19 protein-coding genes are annotated in these 22,243 nt (G+C 70.3%); 14 read left to right on the plus strand and 5 right to left on the minus strand.

Features of this window, described 5'->3' with window-relative positions; all coding sequences use genetic code 11:
• The first annotated feature begins 231 nt into the window (after positions 1-231).
• From JYJ93_RS34310 to JYJ93_RS34320, 3 genes are all read left to right on the plus strand, one after another.
• A complete protein-coding gene (locus JYJ93_RS34310; RefSeq protein WP_242544036.1) occupies positions 232-681 on the plus strand; it encodes an OsmC family protein in 450 nt (149 codons plus the stop codon).
• Between the two features lie 70 nt (positions 682-751).
• Positions 752-1,987 carry an acetyl-CoA C-acetyltransferase gene (locus tag JYJ93_RS34315; protein WP_206798731.1) on the plus strand — a complete coding sequence of 412 codons (1,236 nt, stop codon included), beginning with the start codon at positions 752-754 and terminating at the stop codon, positions 1,985-1,987.
• 133 nt (positions 1,988-2,120) lie between these two features.
• Positions 2,121-3,422, plus strand: a complete 1,302-nt coding sequence (locus JYJ93_RS34320; protein WP_206798732.1) for an MgtC/SapB family protein — start codon at positions 2,121-2,123, stop codon at positions 3,420-3,422.
• A gap of 95 nt (positions 3,423-3,517) precedes the next feature.
• On the opposite strand, the gene JYJ93_RS34325 is transcribed toward JYJ93_RS34320, so the two are convergent.
• Entirely contained in the window at positions 3,518-6,070 is a 2,553-nt protein-coding gene (locus tag JYJ93_RS34325) for a LamG domain-containing protein (RefSeq protein WP_242544853.1), read from the minus strand.
• Between the two features lie 123 nt (positions 6,071-6,193).
• On the opposite strand from JYJ93_RS34325, the gene JYJ93_RS34330 reads away from it, so the two are divergent.
• The 9 genes from JYJ93_RS34330 (at position 6,194) to JYJ93_RS34370 (ending at position 16,108) form a co-directional block, all read left to right on the plus strand.
• Entirely contained in the window at positions 6,194-7,507 is a 1,314-nt protein-coding gene (locus JYJ93_RS34330; RefSeq protein WP_206798734.1) for a family 16 glycosylhydrolase, read from the plus strand.
• A gap of 10 nt (positions 7,508-7,517) precedes the next feature.
• On the plus strand, positions 7,518-8,264 hold the full coding sequence (locus tag JYJ93_RS34335) for a Type 1 glutamine amidotransferase-like domain-containing protein (protein ID WP_206798735.1): 747 nt from the start codon (positions 7,518-7,520) through the stop codon (positions 8,262-8,264).
• A 24-nt stretch (positions 8,265-8,288) separates the two neighbouring features.
• Positions 8,289-9,134: a glycoside hydrolase family 16 protein gene (locus JYJ93_RS34340; protein WP_206798736.1), complete on the plus strand. Its 846-nt coding sequence runs from the start codon at positions 8,289-8,291 to the stop codon at positions 9,132-9,134.
• Positions 9,135-9,208: 74 nt separating this feature from the next.
• Positions 9,209-10,492: an AAA family ATPase gene (locus tag JYJ93_RS34345; RefSeq protein WP_206798737.1), complete on the plus strand. Its 1,284-nt coding sequence runs from the start codon at positions 9,209-9,211 to the stop codon at positions 10,490-10,492.
• 35 nt (positions 10,493-10,527) lie between these two features.
• On the plus strand, positions 10,528-10,893 hold the full coding sequence (locus JYJ93_RS34350; RefSeq protein WP_206798738.1) for a hypothetical protein: 366 nt from the start codon (positions 10,528-10,530) through the stop codon (positions 10,891-10,893).
• A gap of 103 nt (positions 10,894-10,996) precedes the next feature.
• Positions 10,997-12,424, plus strand: a complete 1,428-nt coding sequence (locus JYJ93_RS34355) for a hypothetical protein (RefSeq protein ID WP_206798739.1) — start codon at positions 10,997-10,999, stop codon at positions 12,422-12,424.
• The gene (locus JYJ93_RS34360) at positions 12,414-13,073 is read left to right on the plus strand and encodes a hypothetical protein (protein ID WP_269013069.1); all 660 of its coding nucleotides are present in this window, start codon (positions 12,414-12,416) and stop codon (positions 13,071-13,073) included. The genes JYJ93_RS34355 and JYJ93_RS34360 overlap by 11 nt, the downstream gene beginning before the upstream one ends.
• A gap of 12 nt (positions 13,074-13,085) precedes the next feature.
• Positions 13,086-14,624 carry a hypothetical protein gene (locus JYJ93_RS34365; RefSeq protein WP_206798740.1) on the plus strand — a complete coding sequence of 513 codons (1,539 nt, stop codon included), beginning with the start codon at positions 13,086-13,088 and terminating at the stop codon, positions 14,622-14,624.
• Between the two features lie 347 nt (positions 14,625-14,971).
• Complete coding sequence (locus tag JYJ93_RS34370; protein WP_206798741.1) at positions 14,972-16,108, plus strand: GntR family transcriptional regulator; 1,137 nt, start codon at positions 14,972-14,974, stop codon at positions 16,106-16,108.
• Here JYJ93_RS34370 and JYJ93_RS34375 read toward each other — a convergent pair.
• Together JYJ93_RS34375 and JYJ93_RS34380 are read right to left on the minus strand one after the other, a co-directional pair.
• On the minus strand, positions 16,096-16,383 hold the full coding sequence (locus JYJ93_RS34375) for a hypothetical protein (protein ID WP_206798742.1): 288 nt from the start codon (positions 16,381-16,383) through the stop codon (positions 16,096-16,098). The two genes, JYJ93_RS34370 and JYJ93_RS34375, sit on opposite strands and share 13 nt — an antisense overlap.
• 41 nt (positions 16,384-16,424) lie before the next feature.
• Positions 16,425-17,267 carry a class I SAM-dependent methyltransferase gene (locus tag JYJ93_RS34380; RefSeq protein ID WP_206798743.1) on the minus strand — a complete coding sequence of 281 codons (843 nt, stop codon included), beginning with the start codon at positions 17,265-17,267 and terminating at the stop codon, positions 16,425-16,427.
• 209 nt (positions 17,268-17,476) lie between these two features.
• Between JYJ93_RS34380 and JYJ93_RS34385 the strand changes: the two genes are divergently transcribed.
• Positions 17,477-18,982: an FG-GAP-like repeat-containing protein gene (locus tag JYJ93_RS34385; protein ID WP_206798744.1), complete on the plus strand. Its 1,506-nt coding sequence runs from the start codon at positions 17,477-17,479 to the stop codon at positions 18,980-18,982.
• A 212-nt stretch (positions 18,983-19,194) separates the two neighbouring features.
• Here the strand turns inward: JYJ93_RS34385 and JYJ93_RS34390 are convergent, their stop codons facing one another.
• Positions 19,195-19,530 (minus strand): hypothetical protein, encoded by a 336-nt coding sequence (locus JYJ93_RS34390; protein WP_206798745.1) that lies wholly within the window; start codon positions 19,528-19,530, stop codon positions 19,195-19,197.
• A gap of 195 nt (positions 19,531-19,725) precedes the next feature.
• Between JYJ93_RS34390 and JYJ93_RS34395 the strand changes: the two genes are divergently transcribed.
• The gene (locus JYJ93_RS34395) at positions 19,726-20,907 is read left to right on the plus strand and encodes a bifunctional methionine sulfoxide reductase B/A protein (protein WP_242544037.1); all 1,182 of its coding nucleotides are present in this window, start codon (positions 19,726-19,728) and stop codon (positions 20,905-20,907) included.
• 16 nt (positions 20,908-20,923) lie between these two features.
• Here JYJ93_RS34395 and JYJ93_RS34400 read toward each other — a convergent pair whose 3' ends face one another.
• Positions 20,924-22,186: a saccharopine dehydrogenase NADP-binding domain-containing protein gene (locus JYJ93_RS34400; RefSeq protein ID WP_206798746.1), complete on the minus strand. Its 1,263-nt coding sequence runs from the start codon at positions 22,184-22,186 to the stop codon at positions 20,924-20,926.
• Positions 22,187-22,243: the final 57 nt, after the last annotated feature.

Consider the following 22,243-nt stretch of genomic DNA (forward strand, 5'->3'; position numbering starts at 1 on the left):
TCCCCGTTCACGACGTCCAGCGTGATGACCTGCTCGGCCGCGTCCAGTGGTCGGGCCACGGACAGGCCCCTCCGGCAGGTCCGCGTGTGGCTCATCATGCAAGCGTCCTCCATGGCGGCTGGGCCTCCGTCCCCCCGTCCAGAAGTCGCGCGCCACCGCCGCACGCCCCTGAAACGCACGGCCGACCCATCCGGCGGCCTGCCTCCGTATGAAGCACAGGAGGCCAACGTCATGGCACAGCCGCTGTACACCGGACAGGTCCGCACCGTAGGCGAGAGCATGGCCCGCAGCACCACGGAGGCACAGGCGTTCAAGATCTTCATGGACGAGCCCGTGGAGCTGGGGGGCCGCAACGGCGCGCCCAGCCCGCTCGACTTCATCCTCGCGGCCCACGCGGGCTGCTTGAACTACATGACCTTCTTCATCGCCCGCGAGCTGGGCATCCCCGTCACCGGCACCGAAATCACCGTGCAGGGCTCGCTGGACCCCGGGAAGTTCGCCGGCACCCACCGCGAGGTGCGCGCCGGCTACCAGTCCCTCACCGCCACCATCCACGTGAAGGGCGACGTCACCCAGGAACAGCTGGCCCGGCTGCTCCGCGAGGTGGAGACGCGCTGCCCCGTCAGCGACAACCTCGCCCACGCCACGCCCATCCACCTCTCCATGCAGCCCGCGGCCTAGGTCCGCTCCCAAGGCTGCCTTGATTTCGAATTACGGCGATAATATTACCTTCGAAATCAAGGAGCCACACATGACCGCCAGCTACATCATCGACGCCGTCCGGACCCCGCGGGGGCGCGGGAAGATGGGCAAGGGGGCCCTGACGGGGCTGCATCCCCAGGAGCTGCTCGCGCAGACGCTCAACGCGCTCCAGCGGCGCGGCGGTTGGGATGCCCGGGAGGTGGGCGACGTCATCGCGGGGTGCGTGTCGCAGGTGAATGAGCAGGGCGCGAACATCGCGCGCAACGCGGTGCTGGCCGCGGGGTGGCCGCAGGACGTGTCCGCGGTGTCGCTCAACCGCTTCTGCGGCTCCGGGCTCCAGGCGGTGAACTTCGGCGCCATGGGGGTCGCCTCCGGCGCCATGGACTTCGTGGTGGCGGGCGGAGTGGAGAGCATGTCGCACCTGTCGCTGGGCGCGGACGGCGGCGGCCAGGACGGCGGCAACGTGCGGCTGCGAGAGCGCGTCTACCAGGTGCCCCAGGGCATCAGCGCGGACCTCATCGCGACGCTGGAGGGCATCACCCGCGAGGACGTGGACGCGTGGGCCCTGCGCTCGCAGCGCCAGGCGGCCCGCGCCATCGAGGAGAACCGCTTCGCGAAGGCCCTCTTCGCGGTGAAGGACCCGGCCACCGGCGCCGTGCTGCTGGAGCGCGACGAGTACCCCCGACCGGACACCACCGCGCAGGGCCTGGCCGCGCTCAAGCCCGCGTTCGTCGCCATGGGCGAGACGGCCGTGGGCCCGGACGGCGAGACGCTGGACGGCATCGCGCTGGCCGCCTATCCCCAGGCGAAGCGCATCCAGCACGTGCACACCGCGGGCAACTCCAGCGGCATCGTGGACGGGGCCGCCGTGGTGGCGCTGGCGTCCGAGCGCTACGTGAAGCAGAAGGGGCTCAAGCCCCGCGCCCGCATCCGCGCCATGGCCACGCTGGGCACCGAGCCGCTCATCATGCTCACCGCCCCCGCACCCGTGAGCGAGAAGGCCCTGCGCATGGCCGGCATGAAGGCCGGTGACATCGACCTGTGGGAGATCAACGAGGCCTTCGCTGGCGTGGTCCTCCAGACGACGCGCGCGCTGGGCATCGACCCGGACCGGGTGAACGTCAACGGCGGCGCCATCGCGCTGGGCCACCCGCTGGGCGCCACCGGCGCGATGCTCCTGGGCACCGCCCTGGATGAGCTGGAGCGCACGGGCAAGGGGACGGCGCTCATCACCATGTGCATCGGCGGCGGCCAGGGCATCGCCACCGTCATCGAGCGCGTCTAGCGCCCGGCGTCCAGGCGGACGCGTTGACAGGAGTCACCGTCTCCGACATGGAAGAACGTCGCTCCTGGAGGCACCGGGGCGCGCGGTCCAGTCGTCTTCGCTGGCCGTGAAGCCAGAGAAACTGGAGCGCCCCATGGATGCACCCGCCGAGCTGCCCTCCCTCCTCGCCCAGGCGTCGCACTGGCCCGTGGTGCCCGTGCTGACGCGGGTGGGGCTCGCCATCGCCATCGGCCTCTTCATCGGACTGGAGCGCGAGCACAGCCGCAAGACGGGCGTGCGCACGTTCGCGCTCACCGCGCTGATGGGCTGCCTGGGCGGGCTCACCGGCCAGGCCTTCGCGCTGGTGGCGGCGGGCTTCGTCACGCTGCTGGTGCTGATGATGAACGGCCGGGAGCTGCTGATCCACAAGCGGCTGGCGCTCACCACCTCCACGGCCCTGATGGTGGTGGCCTTCTGCGGCATCCTGTGCGGCATGGGCCACACGTTCACGCCCATCGTCGTGGGCGTGCTGACGGCGGCGCTGCTCGCCTGGAAGCAGTCCATCGCGGGCTTCGTGGGCGGCCTGTCGGACAAGGAGCTGCGCTCCGCCATCCTGCTCGCGGTGCTGACGTTCGTCGTGTTCCCCGTGCTGCCCGCGCACCCGGTGGACCCGTGGGGCCTCATCGAGCCCCAGTCCAACTGGGCCAGCGTCATCATCATCGCGGCGGTGGGCTTCGTGAACTACATGCTCCTGAAGACGCTGGGACCCAGGGGCATGGAGGTCACCGCGTTCTTCGGCGGGCTGGTGAACAGCCGCAAGGTCATCGTGGAGCTGGCCACGCGGCTGAAGGAGGTGGGCGCGCCGCTGCTTCCGTCCGCCTACCGGGGCATCCTCCTGGCCACCGGCGCGATGCTCCTGCGCAACGGCCTCATCGTCATCATCTTCGCCTCGCAGGCCGCCGTGCACTGCGCCATCCCGTTCACGCTGATGCTGCTGGTGAGCGCGGTGCTGTGGCGCCGCTCTCCCGCGCAGGCGTCCACGGCGGGCTCGCCTCAACTGGCGCTGGAGTCGCCCTTCCGCCTGATGGCGGCCCTCAAGTTCGGCGGCGTGTTCCTGGCGCTCAACGTCGCGGGCGCGCTGGCGCAGCGCAACTTCGGCTCCGCGAGCTTCTACTTCGTGAGCATCCTGGGCGGCTTCCTGTCGAGCGCGTCCTCCATCGCCTCCGCCGCCACGCTCATCAGCCACAACGAAATCTCCGCGGTCACGGGCGTCAACGGCGTCATCCTCTCCAGCCTCACCAGCATCGTGGTGAACATCCCGCTCATCCGCAGCATGGCGCAGGAGGCCTCCTTCCGGCGCCGCGTGTCCACCGCGTTGCTCGCGGTGGCGGCGATGGGGCTGGTGGGCGTGGGGCTCAACCTGATGGTCTTCGACGCCCTGCTCCACGCGGCGTGAAGCCGCGCGTCGCGTGAAGGCCCCCGCGAATTGGAATCAGACAGGCGCACCCTGACGGAATGGCCTGTCTGACTCCCCCCGGGTGCCGCGATGCCTTACGGGAGGTACCGCCACGGCGCCGTCACGGACGGCTGGAAGCAGTGCACGTGGGCCTGGGTGGCGCTGGGAATCTCCTGGACGACGCCGGCCCCGTAGCCCTGTGTGCGGCACCACTGGCTCACCTCCAGGCGCGAACCCGGGGCGGTGTAGTCGCCCAGGTTGGACACCGGCCCCAGCGCGGACTTCTCCACGTTCGTCTGGAGCCCGGAGTTGAAGCAGCCCACCCACGGCCGGGACGTCACCTCGAACACCTGCCCCGTCGTCCACCCCTGGCTGTTGCAGAAGCGGTGCGCCGCGGCGGCGCAGTGGGTGCTCGTCACGCCGCGCTCGTCGGTGCAGCCCGCGTGGATGCGCGTCAACTCCTCGAACGTCACGGCCACGCTCTCATGCTGGATGGGCGCGCACGCCACCGTCAGGTCCGTGGCCGTGGACGCCACCGGCACGCCCGCCAGCGAGATGGGCGGACGGTTGCTGACGAGCTGGAGGATGGTGTCCCAGGTGTTGGTGCTGTTCGCCAGCGCGTCACCCGCGCCCCGCTGCGCGCAGGCCCGGTGCATCGCGGACAGGCACGCCGCCGAGTTCAACGCGCTGGCGCCGTTGCACGCGGGCGCCTGGGCGCTCAGCACGAACTGGCCCGCGGAGGGCGTGTGCTGGATGGCCTCTTCACGGCAGTTGGCGCCGTGCGCGGTCATGCAGACGCTCCGGTTGGAGCGCGCGTGCGTGAAGATGCGCACCTCGTCGATGGCGCCCCGGAACGAGCCCTCGCCGTTCGCCGGGCAGCGCTGCGTGTCCAGGTTCGCGCCCGCGCCGATGTAGAGCGTCCCCGTGCCCAGCCGCGCCGTTCCCGGCGCGACGGGCAACGCTCGGTTCGTGGGCACGCCGTTGAGGTATTCCTTGAAGACGCCGGTGGTGCCGTCCCACGTATAGGCCAGGTGGCTCCACTGCCCCACCGGCAGCACCGGACTTCCCCCCAGCCGCACGCGCTGGCCGTTGATGACCAGGGAGAACTGCACCTGGTTGCTGGCCTCGTGGATGATGTCCAGCCCGCCGGGCTTGTGCATCAGGTAGCGGTAGGGATTGCCCGTGGTGCACCCCTGCTGGATGTCCGCGTCCGGCCGCACCGCGAACTCCACCGACAGGCCACGCACGAACGCGCCCACGCCGGGCACCGTGCCGGAAGGGTCCGCCAGGTTCACCGCGAGCGCCCCGCCACCGGGAACCACCAGCGCCTTGCCCTTGCCGTGCGGCTGCCACAGCGAATCCGGCGACGAGCGCGTCAGCGCGTTGCCCGGCGAGATGGAGGCTGTCCCCACCAGCGTGCCGGTAAAGAAGTGGCCGGACAGGTCCGGCGTGCGCGTCAGGTCATACGCGCCCGCGCGCGTGACCAGCTCGTTCATGGGCAGGAAGAGCAGGTGGAAGGGGTCCATCAGCTCGCCCAGGTCCACCTCGTTGTAGTCAGCGGTGTTGCTGCCGAAGAGGGCCAGCACGTCGTGCGTCTTCGTCACCGGCAGGTAGTGCGCGGCGTTGCTCTGCCCGGGCGGGAAGCTCTGCGAGGGCAGGCGCTCCTGCTCGAAGTTCCACATGGGCCCTGAATAGAAGAGGTGCGCGATGTCCATGCGGTCCGTGTTGATGGCCCCGTCGATGTGGTACGCGGTCCAGTTCGTGTCCGCGCCCACCAGGCTCACCGCCTCGCGCCTCGCGCCGTCCGTGTACGTGACGGCGATGTAGAGGAGGTTGCGGCCCTCGTGGTCCACCCACGCGTAGGCGCCGCGCACCATCGGGCCGGACGTCGTGTCACCGAAGTCCTCGCCCGTCGCCGCCTTCAGCCGCTTCCACGCCAGCGGGTAGCGCTTCACGCCCGCGTTCGGGTCGTTGAACATCATCGACAGCGGACGCGGGTTGCTCCAGCCCGTGGCCGCGCACGGCGTGGGGTTGTACGCGTACATCATGTGGTCGATGCCGCCGGTGTTCGCGGGCGCGCCCTGCCAGATGAGCAGCCGGCCGTCGGACGTCATCGTGGGCTCGATGCCGCGAATGGTGGCGCCGGTGACGGTGCGCAGCGTCTCCAGCGGGCCGGTGCTGAACGACGCGATGTCCGCGGACGTCGTGAAGGGCTGCGACACGCGGATGTCCGTGGTGCGCCGCCGGAAGACGTTGTCTCCGTTGAACATCATCGAGTCGAAGAGGTACGGCTGGTACACCGCCACGCCGCTCGACAGCGCGTAGGGCTGGGCGGGGTTGGTGAAGCAGAACGCCAGCGCGTTCTCTCCGTTGCGCACCGCCACCGTCTTGCCCGCGGAGAAGGCTTGCGCGAACGACGGCTTGCCGGCCGCGTCGTACGTCACCGCCTCCGGACGGAACACCCGGGCGATCCACGTCGTCGTCGTGGTCGCCTGATCCTCGCGGATGTTGCCCACGAAGATGCGCCCGTCCACCGTGGACGAGTGCCCGTTCGCCCCGAAGGGCGTCCCGATGCGCGTGTTCACCAGCGACGGCCGGCCTTCCGCGAACACCGCCCCGGGCATGCCCGCGAGCGCCGTCCCGAGCATCACCCCCAGAGCCCCACTAAGTAACTTTTTCATGGAAATAAGGTTAAGCCATTTTACCTGCCCTGGTCTAAGTGGGGCCATCTCCGCTCCCTGTCGGAGCTGGACGCACCTGCGAGGAAGACGATGGCGACGAGAGCCGGGAAGACGCTGTGGGCGCTGGCGGCGGTGCTGGGACTGACGGCCTGTGGTGGGGGCTCCGCGCCCGCGCAGGACGCGATGCTGACGACGCCGGTGGTGGCGGAGCAGTCCGCCACGGCGGCGCCGGTGGGGCAGACGGTGTGGCTGAAGGCGTGCGCGACGCAGAAGTTCGTGTCGGCGGACCGGAACCTGGGGGCCACGGCGCCGCTCGTCGCCAACCGCGACAGCGCGCAGGGGTGGGAGCAGTTTCAGGTGGCGGACGCGGGCAACGACTTCATCTCGCTGCGCGTGGTGGAGACGGGCCTGTACGTGTCCGCGGATCCGAACGCGAACGGCCAGGTGACGGGCTTCCGCACGGCGGTGGGCGACTGGGAGCGCTTCACCTGGGTGCCCTTCCCGGACGGCAGCGTGGGCCTGCGCGCCAAGAGCACCGGGCAGTACGTGTCCGCGGACACGAACCTGGGCGCCAGCGCGCCGCTGTACGCCAACCGCGCCGCGGCCGGCTGCTGGGAGTCGTTCTCCTTCGGCGTCGTGGGCGGCGGCGGCGAAGACCGCTGGGTGCAGATCTGGAGCGATGAGTTCGACGGCAACAGCGTCAACGCGGCCAACTGGACGCCCAACACGACCGTGCACGTGAACAGCGAGCAGCAGCAGTACACGAACTCCGGCGACAACATCTCCGTGAGCAACGGCACGCTGAAGCTCACCGCGCGTTTGCAGTGGAACAACGGCTACCCGTTCACCTCCGGCCGGCTGGAGAGCGCGGGCAAGCGCGAGTTCAGCCACGGCCGCATCGAGGCGCGCATCAAGATGCCCGTGGGCGCGGGCCTGTGGCCGGCGTTCTGGATGCTGGGCAATGACATCAACTCCGTGGGCTGGCCCGCGTGCGGTGAGCTCGACATCATGGAGAACGTCGGCTACGGCGACTGGACGTCCGGGGCGCTGCACGGCCCGGGCTACAGCGGCAACACGCCCATCAACGGCCGCTTCTACCCGTCGTCCAGCGTGAGCAACTGGCACGTGTACCGCACGGAGTACTCGACCTCGGACATCAAGTGGTACATCGACGGGGCGCTGGTGAAGACCACCACGCGCACCGAGGTCCAGCGCTACGGCGCGTGGGCGTACGACAAGCCGCTGTTCATCATCCTCAACCTCGCGGTGGGCGGCGGCTATCCGTTCGGCGTGAATGGCGCCTCCACGCCGTACTACGGCGTGCCGCAGTCCACGGTGGACCTGGTGCGCAACGCGCCGCAGACGATGGAAGTGGACTGGGTGCGCGCCTACCAGTGGCGATAGGCTGCGGGGCATGACGCTCCCGCCCCTCCTCCTGCTGGCTGACAGCGCTCCGCTGTTCTGGCGCGTGGAGGGGCGCCCCTTCCTGGACTTCGTGCGCGTGCTCACCGGCGCGGAGCTGCGCGTGCCGCCGGTGAAGGCCGCGTACCTGGGCGCGTCCAACGGCGACGTGCCGGAGTTCTACGACATCTTCGTCGCGGCCATGGAGGGCATCGGAATCACGCGCTGCCGGAGCATCCCGGCCAGGCCGTCCGGCGAGGACCTGTCGTGGCTGAAGGACGCGGACGTCATCCTCCTGGCGGGCGGAGACCCGCGCGTGGGCTGGGACGCGTTCCAGGCCCACGGCGTGGACGCCATCCTGCGTGAACGGCATCAGGCCGGAGCCGTGCTGATTGGCGTGTCCGCCGGGGCCATGCACCTGGGCCTGGGCGCGTGGTGCGAGGACCTGCCCGGCGAAGGCGAGCCCTTCCCGGTGCTGGGCCTGGCGCCCTATCTCATCGGCGTGCACGAGCCGCCCGAGTGGCCCGGCCTCAAGCTCGCCCTCCAGCGCAGGGGGTTGCCCACGCGGGGGCTGGGCATCCCGCAGGGGGGCGGCGTGCTGCTGCACTCGGACGGCAGCGTGGAGCCCGTGCGGCAGACCGTGGTGGACGTGACGGTGGACGTGGAGGGGCGGCTGCACGAATCGCTGCTCATGCCTCCGGCCACGCCCTACCGGGGCGAGTCCCCCGAAGCGCCGGTGGACCCACGGACGCTCCAGTAGATGACTCCCTTTCGAGGAACGACGATGACGATGAGCACGGGCAGGGCTGCGACGGCGTGGGCGCTGGTGGCGGGGCTGACGGCGTGCGCGGGGGCACCGAAGCGCGCGGAGGCAGTGGCGGACGGCTGGGTCCAGGTGTGGAGCGACGAGTTCAACGGCACGGAGGTGGACCCGGGCAACTGGCGCATCCAGACCGACGTGCACGTGAACAACGAGCAGCAGCAGTACACGACGTCGCCAGACAACGTGTCGGTGAGCGACGGCACGTTGAAGCTCACGGCGCGGCTGCAGACGGCCAACGGGTATCCGTTCACGTCGGGCCGGGTGGAGAGCGCGGGCAAGCGGGAGTTCAAATACGGCCGCGTCGAGGCGCGCATCAAGCTGCCGGTGGGCGTGGGGCTCTGGCCGGCGTTCTGGATGCTGGGCGGCGACATCCACACGACGGGGTGGCCTGCGTGTGGGGAGCTCGACATCATGGAGAACGTCGGCTACGGCGACTGGGTGTCCGTCGCGTTGCATGGGCCGGGCTACAGCGGCAACACGCCCATCAACGGCCGCTTCCATCCGCGCACGCCGGTGAGCGACTGGCACGAGTACGGCGTGGAGACGTCGCCAGAGGCCATCCACTGGTACATCGACGGGGAGCGCGTGAAGACGTCCACGCGTGAGGAGGTGGAGCGCCACGGCGCGTGGGCCTACGACAAGCCCCTCTTCATCATCTTCAACTTCGCGGTGGGCGGCGGCTACCCGGAGGGCGTCAACAAGACGAAGGAGCCGTACTTCGGCGTGCCGCAGGCCACGGTGGACCTGGTGCGCGACGCGCCGCAGACCATGGAAGTGGACTGGGTGCGCGTCTCCGAAAAGCGCTGAGGACTCCCTCCAACGGGGGATGGTTCGCACCGCCGCCGGGTTCCTAGGGTGCTCCTCCTTGGGAGGAGCAAGCCATGGCGGTCACGGTGGTGGTGGTGTCGGGGCCCATCGGCGCGGGGAAGACGACCCTGGCGCAGGGACTGGCGCGGCGGTTCGGCGCGCAGCATCTCCGCTCGGAGGATTTCCTGCGGAAGCATGGCGGTGAAGGTTCCCGGCGCACGCGCCAGGAGCTGACCGTCGCGCTGGACCGGACAATGGGGGGGCGCTGGTTGGCGGACGGAGTGCTCACGGTCCTGCATGGGCACGGACTGGACGCGCATGGCCGGACTCCCAGGCTGGTCACCGTGGACGCCGCGAGCAGCGAGGCGCAGTTGGACGGCCTGCGCGGGAGCCCTGGGCTCCGCGTCGTGCACGTCCACCTGGAGACGCCGAAGCCGGAGCAGGCGCTGCGCGATGCGGAGCGGCGTTCGCGCGCCATGCATGAGCACGAAAGGCCTGCCACCGCCGAGGCCGCCAGGCCCCATTCCGCTGAGCACCATCCGCGCACGCCGCATGACGACACGACACCTGCCGTCACCGAGGCAGACAAGTCACCTCATGCCGAGCAGGTTCCTCACACACCGCATGAGGTCGCGAAGCCTGACGCTGTCGAGGCGGCAAGACCTTCCGAGGAGCAGCCATGCACGGCGTCCCTGGATTCGGAGCAAGACCACTTCGAGGCAGCCTGGGCTCATCCCGCCGAGCGCGCGGTGCACGCATTGGCCTCGCTGGCGGATCTCGTGGTCGACACGGCGAGGACTCCGCCCGATGCGGTACTCGTGCGGGTCGCCAGCCGGCTCGGACTTTATGGACGGCCGGGCGAACGGCTCGTGGACCTGATCATCCCAGGGCCCCATGGCGGCGCGGACACGCGTCCTCTCACGGCGCAGCTCGCACCCCATTACGCGGTCCTGCTCCGGTCCGGCGCGGCCCCCTCACGCGAGGAACTGGAGGACGCCTTTGCCCGGGGGCACCGGGTGCTCGTCGAAAGCGCCGGGCCCTGCGCGAGCGGCTGCATCCAGGCGGCGGGCATCGCGCCGGCGCGGGTGCGGCGGGTGGTCCTGGCTTGCCGCTCGGAAGGCGGCGCGTTCGACTGGGTGGGGCTGCTCGAGGCCGCGTCCCTCAATGCCCCCACGGACCTGGCACTGACGCTCGCGGGGGACATGGCCGCAACCAACTGGTCCGTCCGGCGCTTCGACCAGCTCACCGACCCGGCCCGTCACCACCTGGAGGAACTCGAGCGCGTGGCGGGTGCGCCCGTGTCCTTCCTTGCCCCCTCGCCCGAAGCGCGCCACCTCCTCGAGCGGCGGCCCTGGTAAACAGGGCGCACACGAAGCGCCACCGGAGGATTCACATGGCATCCCGCACGTTGCTGACGATGACCTCGCTCCTGCTCATGCTCTCCACCCCCGCCTCGGCGGAGGACGACACGGAGGCGAGGAAGAAGCTTGTCGCCTGCATCAACAAGGACATCACTGCGGCGAACTCGGAGTGGAAGCTCCCTGCCGCGGACCTGAAGAAGTTCACGAACATCATCGATAGGGAGATCATGAAGGAACCTCTCGCCAAGAAGACGCAGGAGGCTCAGATGAAGATCATCGCTGACATCAAAGATGGTTCGCGGAAGGAGCTGCCGAACCTGGCCGATACGACGATTGATAAGATGATCGAGACGCTCAAGGTGAAGGGGCAGCACTGTTCCACGCTGGTGAAGCACTAGAAGTCCCCCACCGCGGTGAACCGGGCGCGCACGAATTTCCGAAACCTTTTCTGATTTTCCGGGTTGGGGTGTCCGTACAGCAGCACCCGTTCCCGGAGCCCGCGTGCCTCTCCCCATCCCCCCTCCGCGCCGATGGCTACTGCCCGGGCTGCTGCTGCTCGGGTTCGCGCCCCTGGCCGTGGCCATGCCCACTGGCCCCGGCACCTTCTGCGCCGAGTACCCCACCGCGCCCGCATGCCAGGGCACCCAGCCCGCCTGCACGTACTGCCACGTGGCCCCGCCCCAGCGGAACGGCTACGGCGCCGCGCTGGAGCCGCACCTCGCCCCCGGCAAGCCGCGCCCCCTCTCCGACGCGGACTTCGCCGCCGCCCTCCCCGCCGCGCTGCGCGCCATCGCCACCGAGGACACCGACGGCGACGGCGCCCCCAACCAGTTCGAGGTCGAGCAGGGCTCGCTGCCCGGTGACGCCTCCAGCGTCCCGCCCAGCGGCGTCTGCGGCGGCGGAGAGAACCCCCAGTTCAAGGTCTGCCAGTACGACCCGCGCTTCGCGTACCGCCGCATGCTCAGCGACTTCTGCGGCACGTCTCCCACCTATGCCCAGGTCGTCACCTTCCTGGAGCTGGGCAGCGCGGAGAAGCAGCGCGCCTTCATCGACCAGGAGTTGGATCGCTGCCTCCAGTCCGACTTCTGGCGCGGCAAGCACGGGCAGCTCTGGAAGGTGGCCCACCCGAAGATCCGCCCCGTCGGCTCCATCAAGTCCGGCGAGGACGCGGGCATCATCCCCCTGGCGGACTACTACGATGACTACGCCCTCTTCACCTGGTCCCAGACGGACGACCACGACGCGCGCGACGTCCTCACCGCCAGCTTCTACGTGAAGCGCTCGGGCTCGAGCCCCACCACGTACACCGCCGCCAACACCCTCTCCTCCCAGTTCGTGGAGGCCTCGCGTCGCGCCGGCAACATGACGAGCGCGTGGACGCTGACGTCGTTCGTCATGTTCACCGCGCTGCCGCGCAACGCCGCGTCTCAGATGTACCGCGCGTACCTGGGCCTGGACATCGCGAAGCAGGAGGGCCTGCACAGCGTCCCCAACGAGCCGCGCGACCATGACGCCAAGGGCGTCCAGGCGCCCCAGTGCGCCGCGTGCCACGCGACGTTGGATCCGCTGTCGTATCCGTACCGCAACTACAACGGCCTGGGCGGGCTGCCCAACCGCTACATCCCCAACCGGCTGGAGCTGCTGTTCCCCAACGAAGTGGCCACGCTGAAGAACACGCCCGAGCAGGGCGTCATCCTGGGCCAGCCCGTGAACAACCTCATGGAGTGGGCCCGGGTCGCCGCCAACAGCGACGCCTTCGCCATCTCCACCGTCACGGACTACTGGAAGCTGCTCGTCGGCCACGCGCCCCTGCCGGAGGAGAACGAGGAGTTCGTCCGCACCTGGCAGGCCTTCCGTACGACGCACGCGTACCGCGTGCAGAAGATGCTTCACGACCTCATTCGCACGGAGGCCTACGGTGCGCCCTGAACGCCTGCTGCTGACCTGTCTGCTGCTCACGGGCTGCTCCGACAAGCTCCCCACCGCCGTCGACCTGGGACCGGACGCGAACCCCGGCGTGACGCCCGGATGGGACGGCGGCGTCGCGAAGTCCCAGAAGGGAAACCTGCGCTTCAAGGGCCCCGAGCGCCTGTCGCTCGACCTGGCCCAGGCGCTGGAGCTGCCCGCATCGTCCGTATGCAACGAACTGGGCCAGTACCCCTGCCAGAACGTGCACGGCGTTGCGCTGGGCGGTGTGGACCCCTACCAGCACAGCGTCTACGAGACCGCCTCCGTCACGGGCGCCACCACGCCCATCGCCGTGGAGCGCACCGTGCTCTCCGCGTGCAACGCGCGCATCGCGCTGGATGTGAACACGCCCGCCGCCGCGGTGGTGTTCAAGGACGTGGCCCTCACCGCGGATGGCAGGCTGGCGGACGCCGCGAGCCCCTCCGTCGCCACGGCGGTGACCGCGCTGGTGCGCCGCGCGTGGCTGCGGGACCCGACCCGGGACGAGCGCGACACGCTGGTGCGGCTGTCCGCCGACGTGCAGGCCACCGGCGTGGCCACGCCAGGGGTCGCGTGGATGCAGGCCGTGTGTCTCGCTGTCTTCTCTTCCGCCGAAGCCGTCTTCTACTGAGGAACCCCTCCCATGACCCTCAAGACCACGGGCCGGCTGTCACGCCGGGAGATGCTGCGGGCACTGTCACTCTGCGCGGCGGGCACCACGCTCACGCCCCTCCTCTCCGGCTGCCGGGACTCCCTCCAGACGCCCGAGTCCCTGGAGAAGCTGGGCCGCAAGCGCGACGCACTCGACGGCAAGCCGAAGTTCCTCATCGTCATCGGGGCGGCGGGGGGCGCGTCCATCGTGGACAGCTTCCTCGCGGTGCGCCAATCCGAGTCCGCCAACGCCGCTGGGCTCAACACCTTCCCGGACGCGCAGGTGCAGGGCGTGGCGGACAGCCCCTTCCGCGCGGTGAAGTACAGCAACTCGCGCCTGGGCAGCATCAACATCCCGGTCAACACCGACCAACTGGCGTTCGTGAAGAAGCACGCGAGCCAGATGCTGGTGGCCACCTCCGTGGGCACGTCCGTGAACCACGGCATCGCGCAGAAGCGCTCGCTCACCGGCAACGGCGCCTGGCGGGGCCGCACGCTCCAGGAGGCCGTCGCGCTCCAGTGGGGAGGCGGCATGCCGCTGCCCAACGTCAACATGGGCACGGGTGGCTACGCCGAGCGCGGCACCGACGACAGCCTGCCCCTGTCCTGCTTCGGGGAGCCCGTGGTCAACCCGTCCCTGTGGCCCCTGGGCCTGGATGGCTCGCGAGGCATCGCCGGAGCGCCGTCGAAGGACGTCATCGCGCTGGCACGGAGCACGAGGGACGCCCTGGACCAGAAGTCCATCTTCGGCCGCACCTTCCAGGACAGCGGCGCGCTGAAGCGCTGGAGCGAACAGCGCGGCGTGCAGCAACCGAAGCTGGAGGCCCTGGACCTCATCACGAAGCTCAACGTCCTGCCGGATCTGCCGGCCATTCCCCTGTCGAAGTATGGACTGGAGAGCTCACCGGACGGAGCCCGGCTACGCGAGGTGTTCCCCGGCTTCTTCACGGACCCCGTGCAGGGCCAGGCGGCGCTGGCGTTCCTGTTGCTCAAGTACCGGGTGTCCGTGTCGGTGACGCTGGGGCCGGACTTCAACGTCGCGGTGGGCGGACCCAACGGCATCGCCAATCCGCCGCTCGCGTTCGACATCAGCCACAACGACCACCGGGGCGGACAGGCCTTCATGTGGGCGCGCATCCTGTCCACGGTGGACTCACTGATCACGCTGCTCAAGGCCGAGCCCTTCGACGCGGACTCGGGCGAGTCCATGTGGGACCGCACGCTCATCTACGTGGCCACGGAGTTCGGCCGCACGCGCCCGCGCCCCTCCGGCGCCACGGAGTTCGGCTCGGGCCACGACCTCAACAATGGCTTCCTCTTGCTGTCGCCCATGGTGAAGGGCAACACCGTGCTGGGAGGCGTGGACCCGAACACCACCCTCACCTACGGCTTCGACGCGCGCACCGGTGAGCGCCAACCGGGCAAGGTGACGTCCAACGAACCGGACATCTTCTCCGGCGTCCTCACCGCCATGGACGCGGACCTGAGCGGCAGCGGCCTGCCGGACGCCAGCGCCTTCAGGCGAACCTGAAGCCTCCCGGGTCCGGAGCCTCCCGAACCGGGCAACGGACAGAGGCACCCGCCCGGGCCCGGTTGCCTCAAAACCTGTCCGACTGTCGGACCGATTCCGCCGCATGGGTCCGAGGCCGCGCCGGTCCGACAAGGGTGCCACGTCATGCGTGCTCGGGTACCAAGGAGGGGCCATGGACGGAGGCGCCCTCCCGGGGCCGGTTGTCTCCAAAGCTGTCCGACTGTCGGACAGGTTTTCAGCCCATGCGGCCCGGGGGCGCGCTGGCCCGGCAAGCGACGCGGGGAGTGGGCCCACCCGTCCATGTCAGACCCCTGTGGTTGGATGGCCATGCTGGAACGAGGGAGGGGATGGGGATGGAACGGCGAGGACTCGTGGCCTATGTGGAGGCGCAAATCGAGCGCGATATCGCGCTGGGGCGGCTGCACCCGAGCGGGCGATTCGGCTCCGAAGCGAAGCTGGCGCGCCGCTATGAGGTATGCCGAGGCACCATCCGAGAGGCGCTGCGGCGGCTGGCTGCGCGGGGGCTGGTGGTGCAGCGCGCCGGACGCAAGACGCACGCGGTGCCGCTGGATGAATCGCTGACGCTGGAGAACCTGGGCCTGGCGCTGCATGACGCGAGCAACCCGGATGCCCGGTGGCTTCTGGAGGGCTACTTCAGCCTCAAGCGGCAGGTGCTGGTGGAGCTCCTGGTCGACTGCTGCGAGAAAGCTTCGGACCTCGACCTGGACCGGCTGGGGAGCGCGTGCTTCCGGCTTCAGGACGCGGCGCGCTGGGAGTCGGGGGAGTCCTGCGCGCAGGCGGAATTCGAGTTGCTGCGGCAGGCAGCGCGAGTGGCGGCACGTCCCGGGCACGTGCTCCTCGTTCAGTCCCTGCAGCGGGCCTTCCTGGGAGGAGCCGCCCAACTGCTGCCTCATCTGGGCGGAGAGGCGCTGCGCGAGTGGGCCTTCCGCCTGATGGCGATCCTGCACGAGCGCGATGTGCAGGCACTTCAGCATGAGCTGCCGGCACTGATGAAGGCTCGCGATGAGCGCGTGCTCGATGCCTTCGCTCCCGTCCCCGTCAAGCCTGCGTCCTCCGAGGCCCCATGCTCCCAGGAGGGTCTCGCCGGTGCTCCCGTGGCAGCCACTGGGATGGGGGACGCGCCGGAGGTAGTCCCTTCTGTCGAGGAGCGGAGCCCCGGTTGCCGCGTACCCGCCCCAGAGGATGCCGAGGCGCTCGGGGGTGCGCCGTGCCCTCAGGCAGCGGCCCTCTCCGTGGCTTCGGCCAGCGAGACACTGCCGTCTCCAACAGCTCCGGGGCCTACGCCTCCTGAAATGGGTGGAACGCGCGGCGAAGGCCGGGCGGATGGGGACGGTTCGTCTCCGGAGAGCGGCCTCCCGCGGATCGACGCTCCAGCCACCGGTTCCTCGGAACCACCCTGCGCGAGGATTGCTTCCGCGCAGGATGGGTCAACGCGCCTCGGGCCTTTAGCTCAGCCGCCGTAGCAGTTCAGGGTCGAGCCGCCACAGTAGCTGGAGCCGGAGTTGCTCCAGGAGCCCGCGGAGTTGGTGCAGATCTGGTTCTGCCGGCGCTCCAGCGTGGGCGTGCAGCAGCCCACCTTGATGGTGCGCGTCTGCCCGGGGATGCAGCTGGCCTGCGCGGACACCTCCCGCGTGTCCTCCTCCTGCACCGGCGCGCCCTCCTCCGGCGCCTCCACGCCACAGCCCACGGCCCCCAGCAGACAGCCCATCAGCAACAGTCCACGCTTCAGCGTCTTCATGTGTCGCTCCCGGTGGTGAGTCACGGCCATCCGGAACGGTATCAAGCGTTCCTGGACCCACCAGGATTTCCATTCTTCCCCGTACCCGGCAGTCGGGCCCACAACACCGTGGCGTTGGGCCGGGCGGGCTCCGGGGTGATGCCCAGCTTCTTGAAGTCCTTCGAGTAGCGCGAGCCCTTCAGCACCACCATCCGGCGTGCCACGCGCCGGGCCTCGTCCACCGTCTGTCGCGTCAGCGGCGAGTAGTCCGCGTGGCGGCGCAGCGCTTCGAACGCGGCGGAGGACTTGCGCTCGCGCTCGAACATCGGGTCGAAGAGCACCACGTCGAACGCGCCGTCCGGCAGCGTGCGCAGGAACTCCGCCGCGTCCGCGTGCACGACCTCCACCGTGCTGGAGGCCGGGTGGCTCGGCAGCCCCTGGAGCCCGTGCCGCACCAGGAGATACAGCGCCGGACTCTTCTCCAGCGCGATGACGCTTCCGCCCGGCCCCACCAGCCGCGCCGCCACCTGCGCATCCGCGCCCAACCCCAGGGTGCAGTCCAGCACGCGCTCCCCTTCGCGCAGCCCCGCGACGCGCACGAGCTGGTCCTCCGTCACGCCCGCGTCCAGTTGCTTCACGCGCAGGTGCGCGAGCCCCGGTGAGAAGCGCAGCGTCCCTTCCGCGTCCACCAGCGATACCGCCGTGGATTCAAAGACGACGAGCGCGTCCGCCATGTCGGTGAGCAGCTTCTTCAGGGGCAGCTTGTGGTGACGCTCCATATACGGCACGCCCACCGCCTCCGCCGCACTCCTCGCACGCTGTGCGAGCTGTGCGTCCACCCGGTCCGACGTGGTGACAACCAACGGCTGGCGGGAGGAAGGCGGGGTTTCTGACGGAAGGGACATGGGACGGCGCAGCCTACTCCGCGCGCAACCCGTCCTTCCGGGGACGTGCGCCTGTCCACCGCCCGTCACCGCACCTTCCCCCGGGACGCATGGCCCCACCCGGCCCCCCTTCTTACTTCTTCGACATCACGCGGGGATGTCACGGAAACCGCGTTCATACGGCCTTGCCGGTTCAGGGCCGTGAATCGTGAATGAAGAGGGGGACGAACATGAGACACCCACGAATGGCCCATGCGGGCGTGATGCTGTTCAGCGTCGCGGTGTTGATCGCCATGGCGCTGCCGCGGATGGCCATCACTCCGGCCCGGCCGCTGCTGGATGCGCCTCGCGCATCACCCACGGGGATGGGGCCTCGCTCCGTGGCGCTGGGTGACTTCGACGAGGACGGGCGCGTGGACGTCATCACGGCCAACCACACCGCGGGCACCGTGTCCGTGCTGCGGAGCCGGGGGGACGGCACGTTCGCGCCCGGCATGGAGCGGCCCACCGGCGCGTTGCCCGGCGCGGTGGCGGTGGGGGACTTCGACGGGGATGGCCACCTGGACGCGGTCACCAGCCACTTCGGGGGCACGGTGTCCGTGCTGCTGGGGCGCGGAGATGGAACGTTCGGCGCGCGGACCGACCACTCCGTGGGCGCGGAGCCCTCGGCGGTGGACGTGGGCGACCTGGATGGCGACGGCCGCCTGGACGTGGTGACGGCCAACTCGCTGGAGGACTCCGTGTCGGTGCTGCTGAACCGGGGCTCCGGACGGTTCGTGTCGCAGAAGGACGTGACGACCGGCACCAACCCGTTCGCGGTGAAGGTGGCCGACGTCAACCACGATGGGATGGCGGACCTGGTCACCGCGAACTTCGTGGACACGGTGTCGGTGCTGCTCGGCAACGGGGACGGGACGTTCCGGCCGCGCATGGACTTCGCCACGGGCAACGCGCCCTACTCCGTCGCGGTGGTGGACGTGGATGACGACGGGAAGCTGGACGTGGTCACCGCGAACTTCCGGGGCCAGAGCGTGTCCGTGCTGCGCGGCACCGGCACCGGGACGTTCCCCGTGCGCGTGGACTTCGCCGTGAAGGGCGGGCCGTACTACGTCGCGCCCGGCGACTTCAACGGCGACGGGATCCTGGACCTGGTCACCGCGAACTTCAACGAGGACACCGTGTCACTCCTGCCCGGCCAGGGCCACGGCTCCTTCGGCGCGCCCACGCGCCTGCCCACGGGAGAAGGCCCCGCGGCGGTCGCGGTGGGCCTGCTCGATGGCGACCTGAAGCCGGACGTCGTCACCGCCAACACCCGGGGACATGACGTGTCCGTGCTTCGGGCCGCGGCTTCCGCGGACGTGGAGGTGACGCTCACCGCCGTCCCCAGGCCGGGCGTGGCCATGCCGCGCATCGACTACACGCTCAACGTCACGCAGCACGGGCCGGATCCGCTGACCCGGGCCGTCATCACCGTGGCCCTGCCCCCGGGCCTCCAGGCCAGCACCCGGGACTGCCTCATGGCCGCCGGCACGCTCCAGTGCGAGGTGGGACCGCTGGCCGTGGGCGACACCACCGTCCTGCGCTTCTCCGCGCCGCTGCCGCGCTCCAGCGTGGGCCTGTCCTACCGCATCACCGCCACGCGGACGCTCAGCGTCCCCGCGGATCCCCACTCCGCCAACGACACCGCGAGCCAGGACTACGTGTCCCTGGGAGGGCTCGCCGCGACGTGGTGGTAGCGCCTTGCCTGGAGCGCTTCAGCGGGAGCGCTCCAGCCAACGACGCCGCGCCCCAGGACTACGTGTCCCTGGGAGAGCTCGCCGCGACGGGAGGGTAGCGGCTCGCCTGGAGCGCCTCAGCGGGAGCGATTCAGCCAACGACGTGGCGAGCTTGGACTGAGTGTCCCTCTCCGGGCTCGCCGCGACGTGGTGGCCGCTGCCGCGGGTGCGCTTCAGCGGGAGCGCTTCAGCTTGGACCACATGAGCCCGACGAAGGTGTCGGGGGCGGGCTCCGCGGTCATCAGCTCTTCGTCCTCGTGACCGCGCACGGGTGGCGGCAGGGGCTTGGGCGCCACGGGAAACGGCAGGGGCTCCGCGCTGTTCAACCCCTGCGCGTGGCGATCCATCACCTCCGCGAAGGAGCGCCGGGGCGCGTTGCGCTCCGCCACCGGCGCGGCTCCCTCCACGCCCTGGAGGGCCCGGATGCGAAGGATGACGTTGGCGCCTTCCGCGCGCGAGATGCCCGTCACCCGCCCGATTGGACCTCGCGGCCCGCGTTCCCGGCTCATCGGCTTCCTCCCGGTCCTCGCGAGGAACCGTAGCCCCTCCGGCCCCCCGCCGGCCACTGCCCGGCCCTCCGGCGAGCCACGGGGAGGCCCGCCCGGCTGGCAGGTCTTCGGAAGCCCCGCTGTAACCGCTCCCCGGTGTCGCGCGTAAGGAGAGGTGGCGCCCTTCTTCCGGCGGCGCTGGAGGCTTCGCGACCCATGTCGTCCGCCCGAGCAGTGTCTTCTTCCCCCCGGCTGTCGCTGGCGCGCGGGCTGTGGCCCGCCGTGCTGGTGCTGGCCACCGTGCTGAGCGCGTGCACCGAGGCGCGTGGCGCTCCACCCGACGCCAAGCCCCAGGCCACCGCGTCCGCCACCGCGAAGGACGGCAGCAAGTTCACGAAGCCGTCCGACGCGGAGCTCAAGCGCACCCTGTCCCCCCTGGCCTACCGGGTGACGCAGAACGAGGACACCGAGCCTCCCTTCCGCAACGCGTACTGGAACAATCACGACGAGGGGCTCTACGTCGACGTGGTCAGCGGCGAGCCGCTGTTCTCCTCGCGCGACAAGTTCGAGTCCGGCACCGGCTGGCCCAGCTTCACTCGCCCCGTGGACAAGGCCCACGTGGTGGAGAAGCGTGACAACTTCCTGGGCATGGAGCGCGTGGAGGTGCGCTCCAAGGACGGCGACTCGCACCTGGGCCACGTCTTCGAGGACGGCCCCAATCCCACGGGCCTGCGCTACTGCATCAACTCCGCGTCGCTGCGCTTCATCCCCGTGAACGAGCTGGCCGCGAAGGGCTATGGCGCGTGGCTGCCCTCATTCGGCCGCGCGGCCCCGAGCGAGCCCCAGGGTTCGCTCGCCCCCGCCGCGGGCGCCGTCGTGCTGGCGAAGGCCACCGCCGCCACGGAGGTGACGCGCGAGACGGCGTACCTGGCGGGCGGGTGCTTCTGGGGCATGGAGGACATCCTCCGGAAGATCCCGGGCGTCATCGACACGGAGGTCGGCTACACGGGCGGCGCCTTGAAGGGCGCCACCTACGATGACGTGCACACCGGGGAGACGGGGCACGCGGAGGCCGTGCGCGTCGTCTTCAACCCGAAGCTGCTGACGTACGAGGCGCTGCTGGAGAAGTGGTTCTTCCGCATGCACGACCCGACGACGCTCAACCGCCAGGGCAACGACGTGGGCTCGCAGTACCGCTCCGCCATCTTCTACCTGTCGGACGAACAGCGCCGGACGGCGGAGGCGGTAAAGGCCCGCGTGGACAAGTCTGGCAAGTGGTCCCGGCCCGTCGTCACGCAAATCACCGCCGCCGGCGAGTGGGTGCCCGCCGAGGGCTACCACCAGGACTACCTGGTGAAGAACCCCGGCGGCTACACCTGCCACTACCTGCGCGACTGAGGCCCGGGCCGCGCCCTCACGCGGCGCGGTCGTGCACCTCGAACGTCATGCCCGCCTTGCGCAGGCGCTCCACCAGCACCATGCCCATGGCGGACGCGGGGGTGAGCACACCGCCCCGCTTGGGGATGGTGTCGAAGGCGAGGCACAGCGCGGACTCCGCCAGCATGCGCGCCGTGGCCGCGTAGCCCGGGTCGCCCTTCGACGCGACCTTGCCCTCCACCTTCACGCGCTGGCCGCTCTTGGGCGAGTGGCCTTCACCGAGCAGCCGCACCTCGAAGAGGCCGCGCTCGCGCACGGTGGCGGACGGGCCCTCCCCCGGCGCGGGCAGCACGTGCTTCTCCAGGAGCTCCCGCACGGGGTCCACGTTGGACAGGACCATGAAGCCGCCCAGCCCCGCGGTGGTCGCCGTGGCGAGCGCCAGGCCCTTGGGCCCGGGGCCGAAGTCGGAGACCTCCGAGTAGAAGAAGTCGCGGCCCCACGGGTAGCCGAGCAGCGCGTTGGAGCGCCGCACGACGCGCGTGTTGACGGAGGCCATCACGAAGGGCGCGGTCCACGTGCCCGTGTCCGGGCTCTTCTTCACCGTGGCCAGGTCGCGCTCCTCCTTCGTGCCCCGGGAAGGCTCCGGGTCCAGCGCGTGGGCGCTGGTCAGCACCTTCTTGAGGGACGGGTCCGCCTTCACCGCCGCCAGCGTGTCCATCATGCTGGCGATGGTGCCGCCGCTGAAGCCGCCGCGCATGCGCGTCAGGTGGAAGCGCACCTGGTCGCAGTGGCCGCCGTGCTTCTCCCGCATGTAGTCCTGGACCATCAGCGTGCCCAGGTCGGAAGGGATGGAGTCGAAGCCGCACGTGTGCACGATGCGGGCCCCTGTCTCGCGCGCCCGCGCGTCGTGGGCGTCGATGGTCTTGCGCATCCACTGCACCTCGCCCGTCAGGTCGCAGTAGTCCGTGCCGGCGCGGACGCAGGCGGCGACCAACTCGTTGCCGTAGCGCGCGTAGGGGCCCACCGTGGAGATGATGACGCGCGTGCGCGCCACCATCGCGTCCAGCGAGGCCGCGTCCTTCGCGTCCGCGAGCACCATCGGCAGGTCCGCGAACTCCGGCCGCACCTTCACCAGCTCCGAGCGGACCTGCTCCAGCTTGCCTTCGTCGCGCCCGGCGATGGCCCACTTCGCGCGGTGCGCGTCCTGGTTGCGAGCCAGGTACTCCGCCACCAGGCGGCCGGTGAATCCCGTGGCGCCCCACAGGATGATGTCGAACGCGGGCTTCGTGTCGTGTGCCATGGGGCGGCGCGTAGCCGGACCTTCCATGTGAGCGCAAGAGCGATTGCACCGCCCGTG

The organism is Corallococcus sp. NCSPR001, assembly GCF_017309135.1.
In the GTDB taxonomy this organism is placed as follows: domain Bacteria; phylum Myxococcota; class Myxococcia; order Myxococcales; family Myxococcaceae; genus Corallococcus.

Bases quoted from the DNA above. Each gene is read 5' to 3' on its own strand.
- JYJ93_RS34310 (WP_242544036.1), top strand. From the start codon at position 232: ATGGCACAGCCGCTGTACACCGGACAGGTCCGCACCGTAGGCGAGAGC.
- JYJ93_RS34315 (WP_206798731.1), top strand. From the start codon at position 752: ATGACCGCCAGCTACATCATCGACGCCGTCCGGACCCCGCGGGGGCGC.
- JYJ93_RS34320 (WP_206798732.1), top strand. From the start codon at position 2,121: ATGGATGCACCCGCCGAGCTGCCCTCCCTCCTCGCCCAGGCGTCGCAC.
- JYJ93_RS34325 (WP_242544853.1), bottom strand. From the start codon at position 6,070: ATGCTCGGGACGGCGCTCGCGGGCATGCCCGGGGCGGTGTTCGCGGAA.
- JYJ93_RS34330 (WP_206798734.1), top strand. From the start codon at position 6,194: ATGGCGACGAGAGCCGGGAAGACGCTGTGGGCGCTGGCGGCGGTGCTG.
- JYJ93_RS34335 (WP_206798735.1), top strand. From the start codon at position 7,518: ATGACGCTCCCGCCCCTCCTCCTGCTGGCTGACAGCGCTCCGCTGTTC.
- JYJ93_RS34340 (WP_206798736.1), top strand. From the start codon at position 8,289: ATGACGATGAGCACGGGCAGGGCTGCGACGGCGTGGGCGCTGGTGGCG.
- JYJ93_RS34345 (WP_206798737.1), top strand. From the start codon at position 9,209: ATGGCGGTCACGGTGGTGGTGGTGTCGGGGCCCATCGGCGCGGGGAAG.
- JYJ93_RS34350 (WP_206798738.1), top strand. From the start codon at position 10,528: ATGGCATCCCGCACGTTGCTGACGATGACCTCGCTCCTGCTCATGCTC.
- JYJ93_RS34365 (WP_206798740.1), top strand. From the start codon at position 13,086: ATGACCCTCAAGACCACGGGCCGGCTGTCACGCCGGGAGATGCTGCGG.
- JYJ93_RS34370 (WP_206798741.1), top strand. From the start codon at position 14,972: ATGGGGATGGAACGGCGAGGACTCGTGGCCTATGTGGAGGCGCAAATC.
- JYJ93_RS34375 (WP_206798742.1), bottom strand. From the start codon at position 16,383: ATGAAGACGCTGAAGCGTGGACTGTTGCTGATGGGCTGTCTGCTGGGG.
- JYJ93_RS34380 (WP_206798743.1), bottom strand. From the start codon at position 17,267: ATGTCCCTTCCGTCAGAAACCCCGCCTTCCTCCCGCCAGCCGTTGGTT.
- JYJ93_RS34385 (WP_206798744.1), top strand. From the start codon at position 17,477: ATGAGACACCCACGAATGGCCCATGCGGGCGTGATGCTGTTCAGCGTC.
- JYJ93_RS34390 (WP_206798745.1), bottom strand. From the start codon at position 19,530: ATGAGCCGGGAACGCGGGCCGCGAGGTCCAATCGGGCGGGTGACGGGC.
- JYJ93_RS34395 (WP_242544037.1), top strand. From the start codon at position 19,726: ATGTCGTCCGCCCGAGCAGTGTCTTCTTCCCCCCGGCTGTCGCTGGCG.
- JYJ93_RS34400 (WP_206798746.1), bottom strand. From the start codon at position 22,186: ATGGCACACGACACGAAGCCCGCGTTCGACATCATCCTGTGGGGCGCC.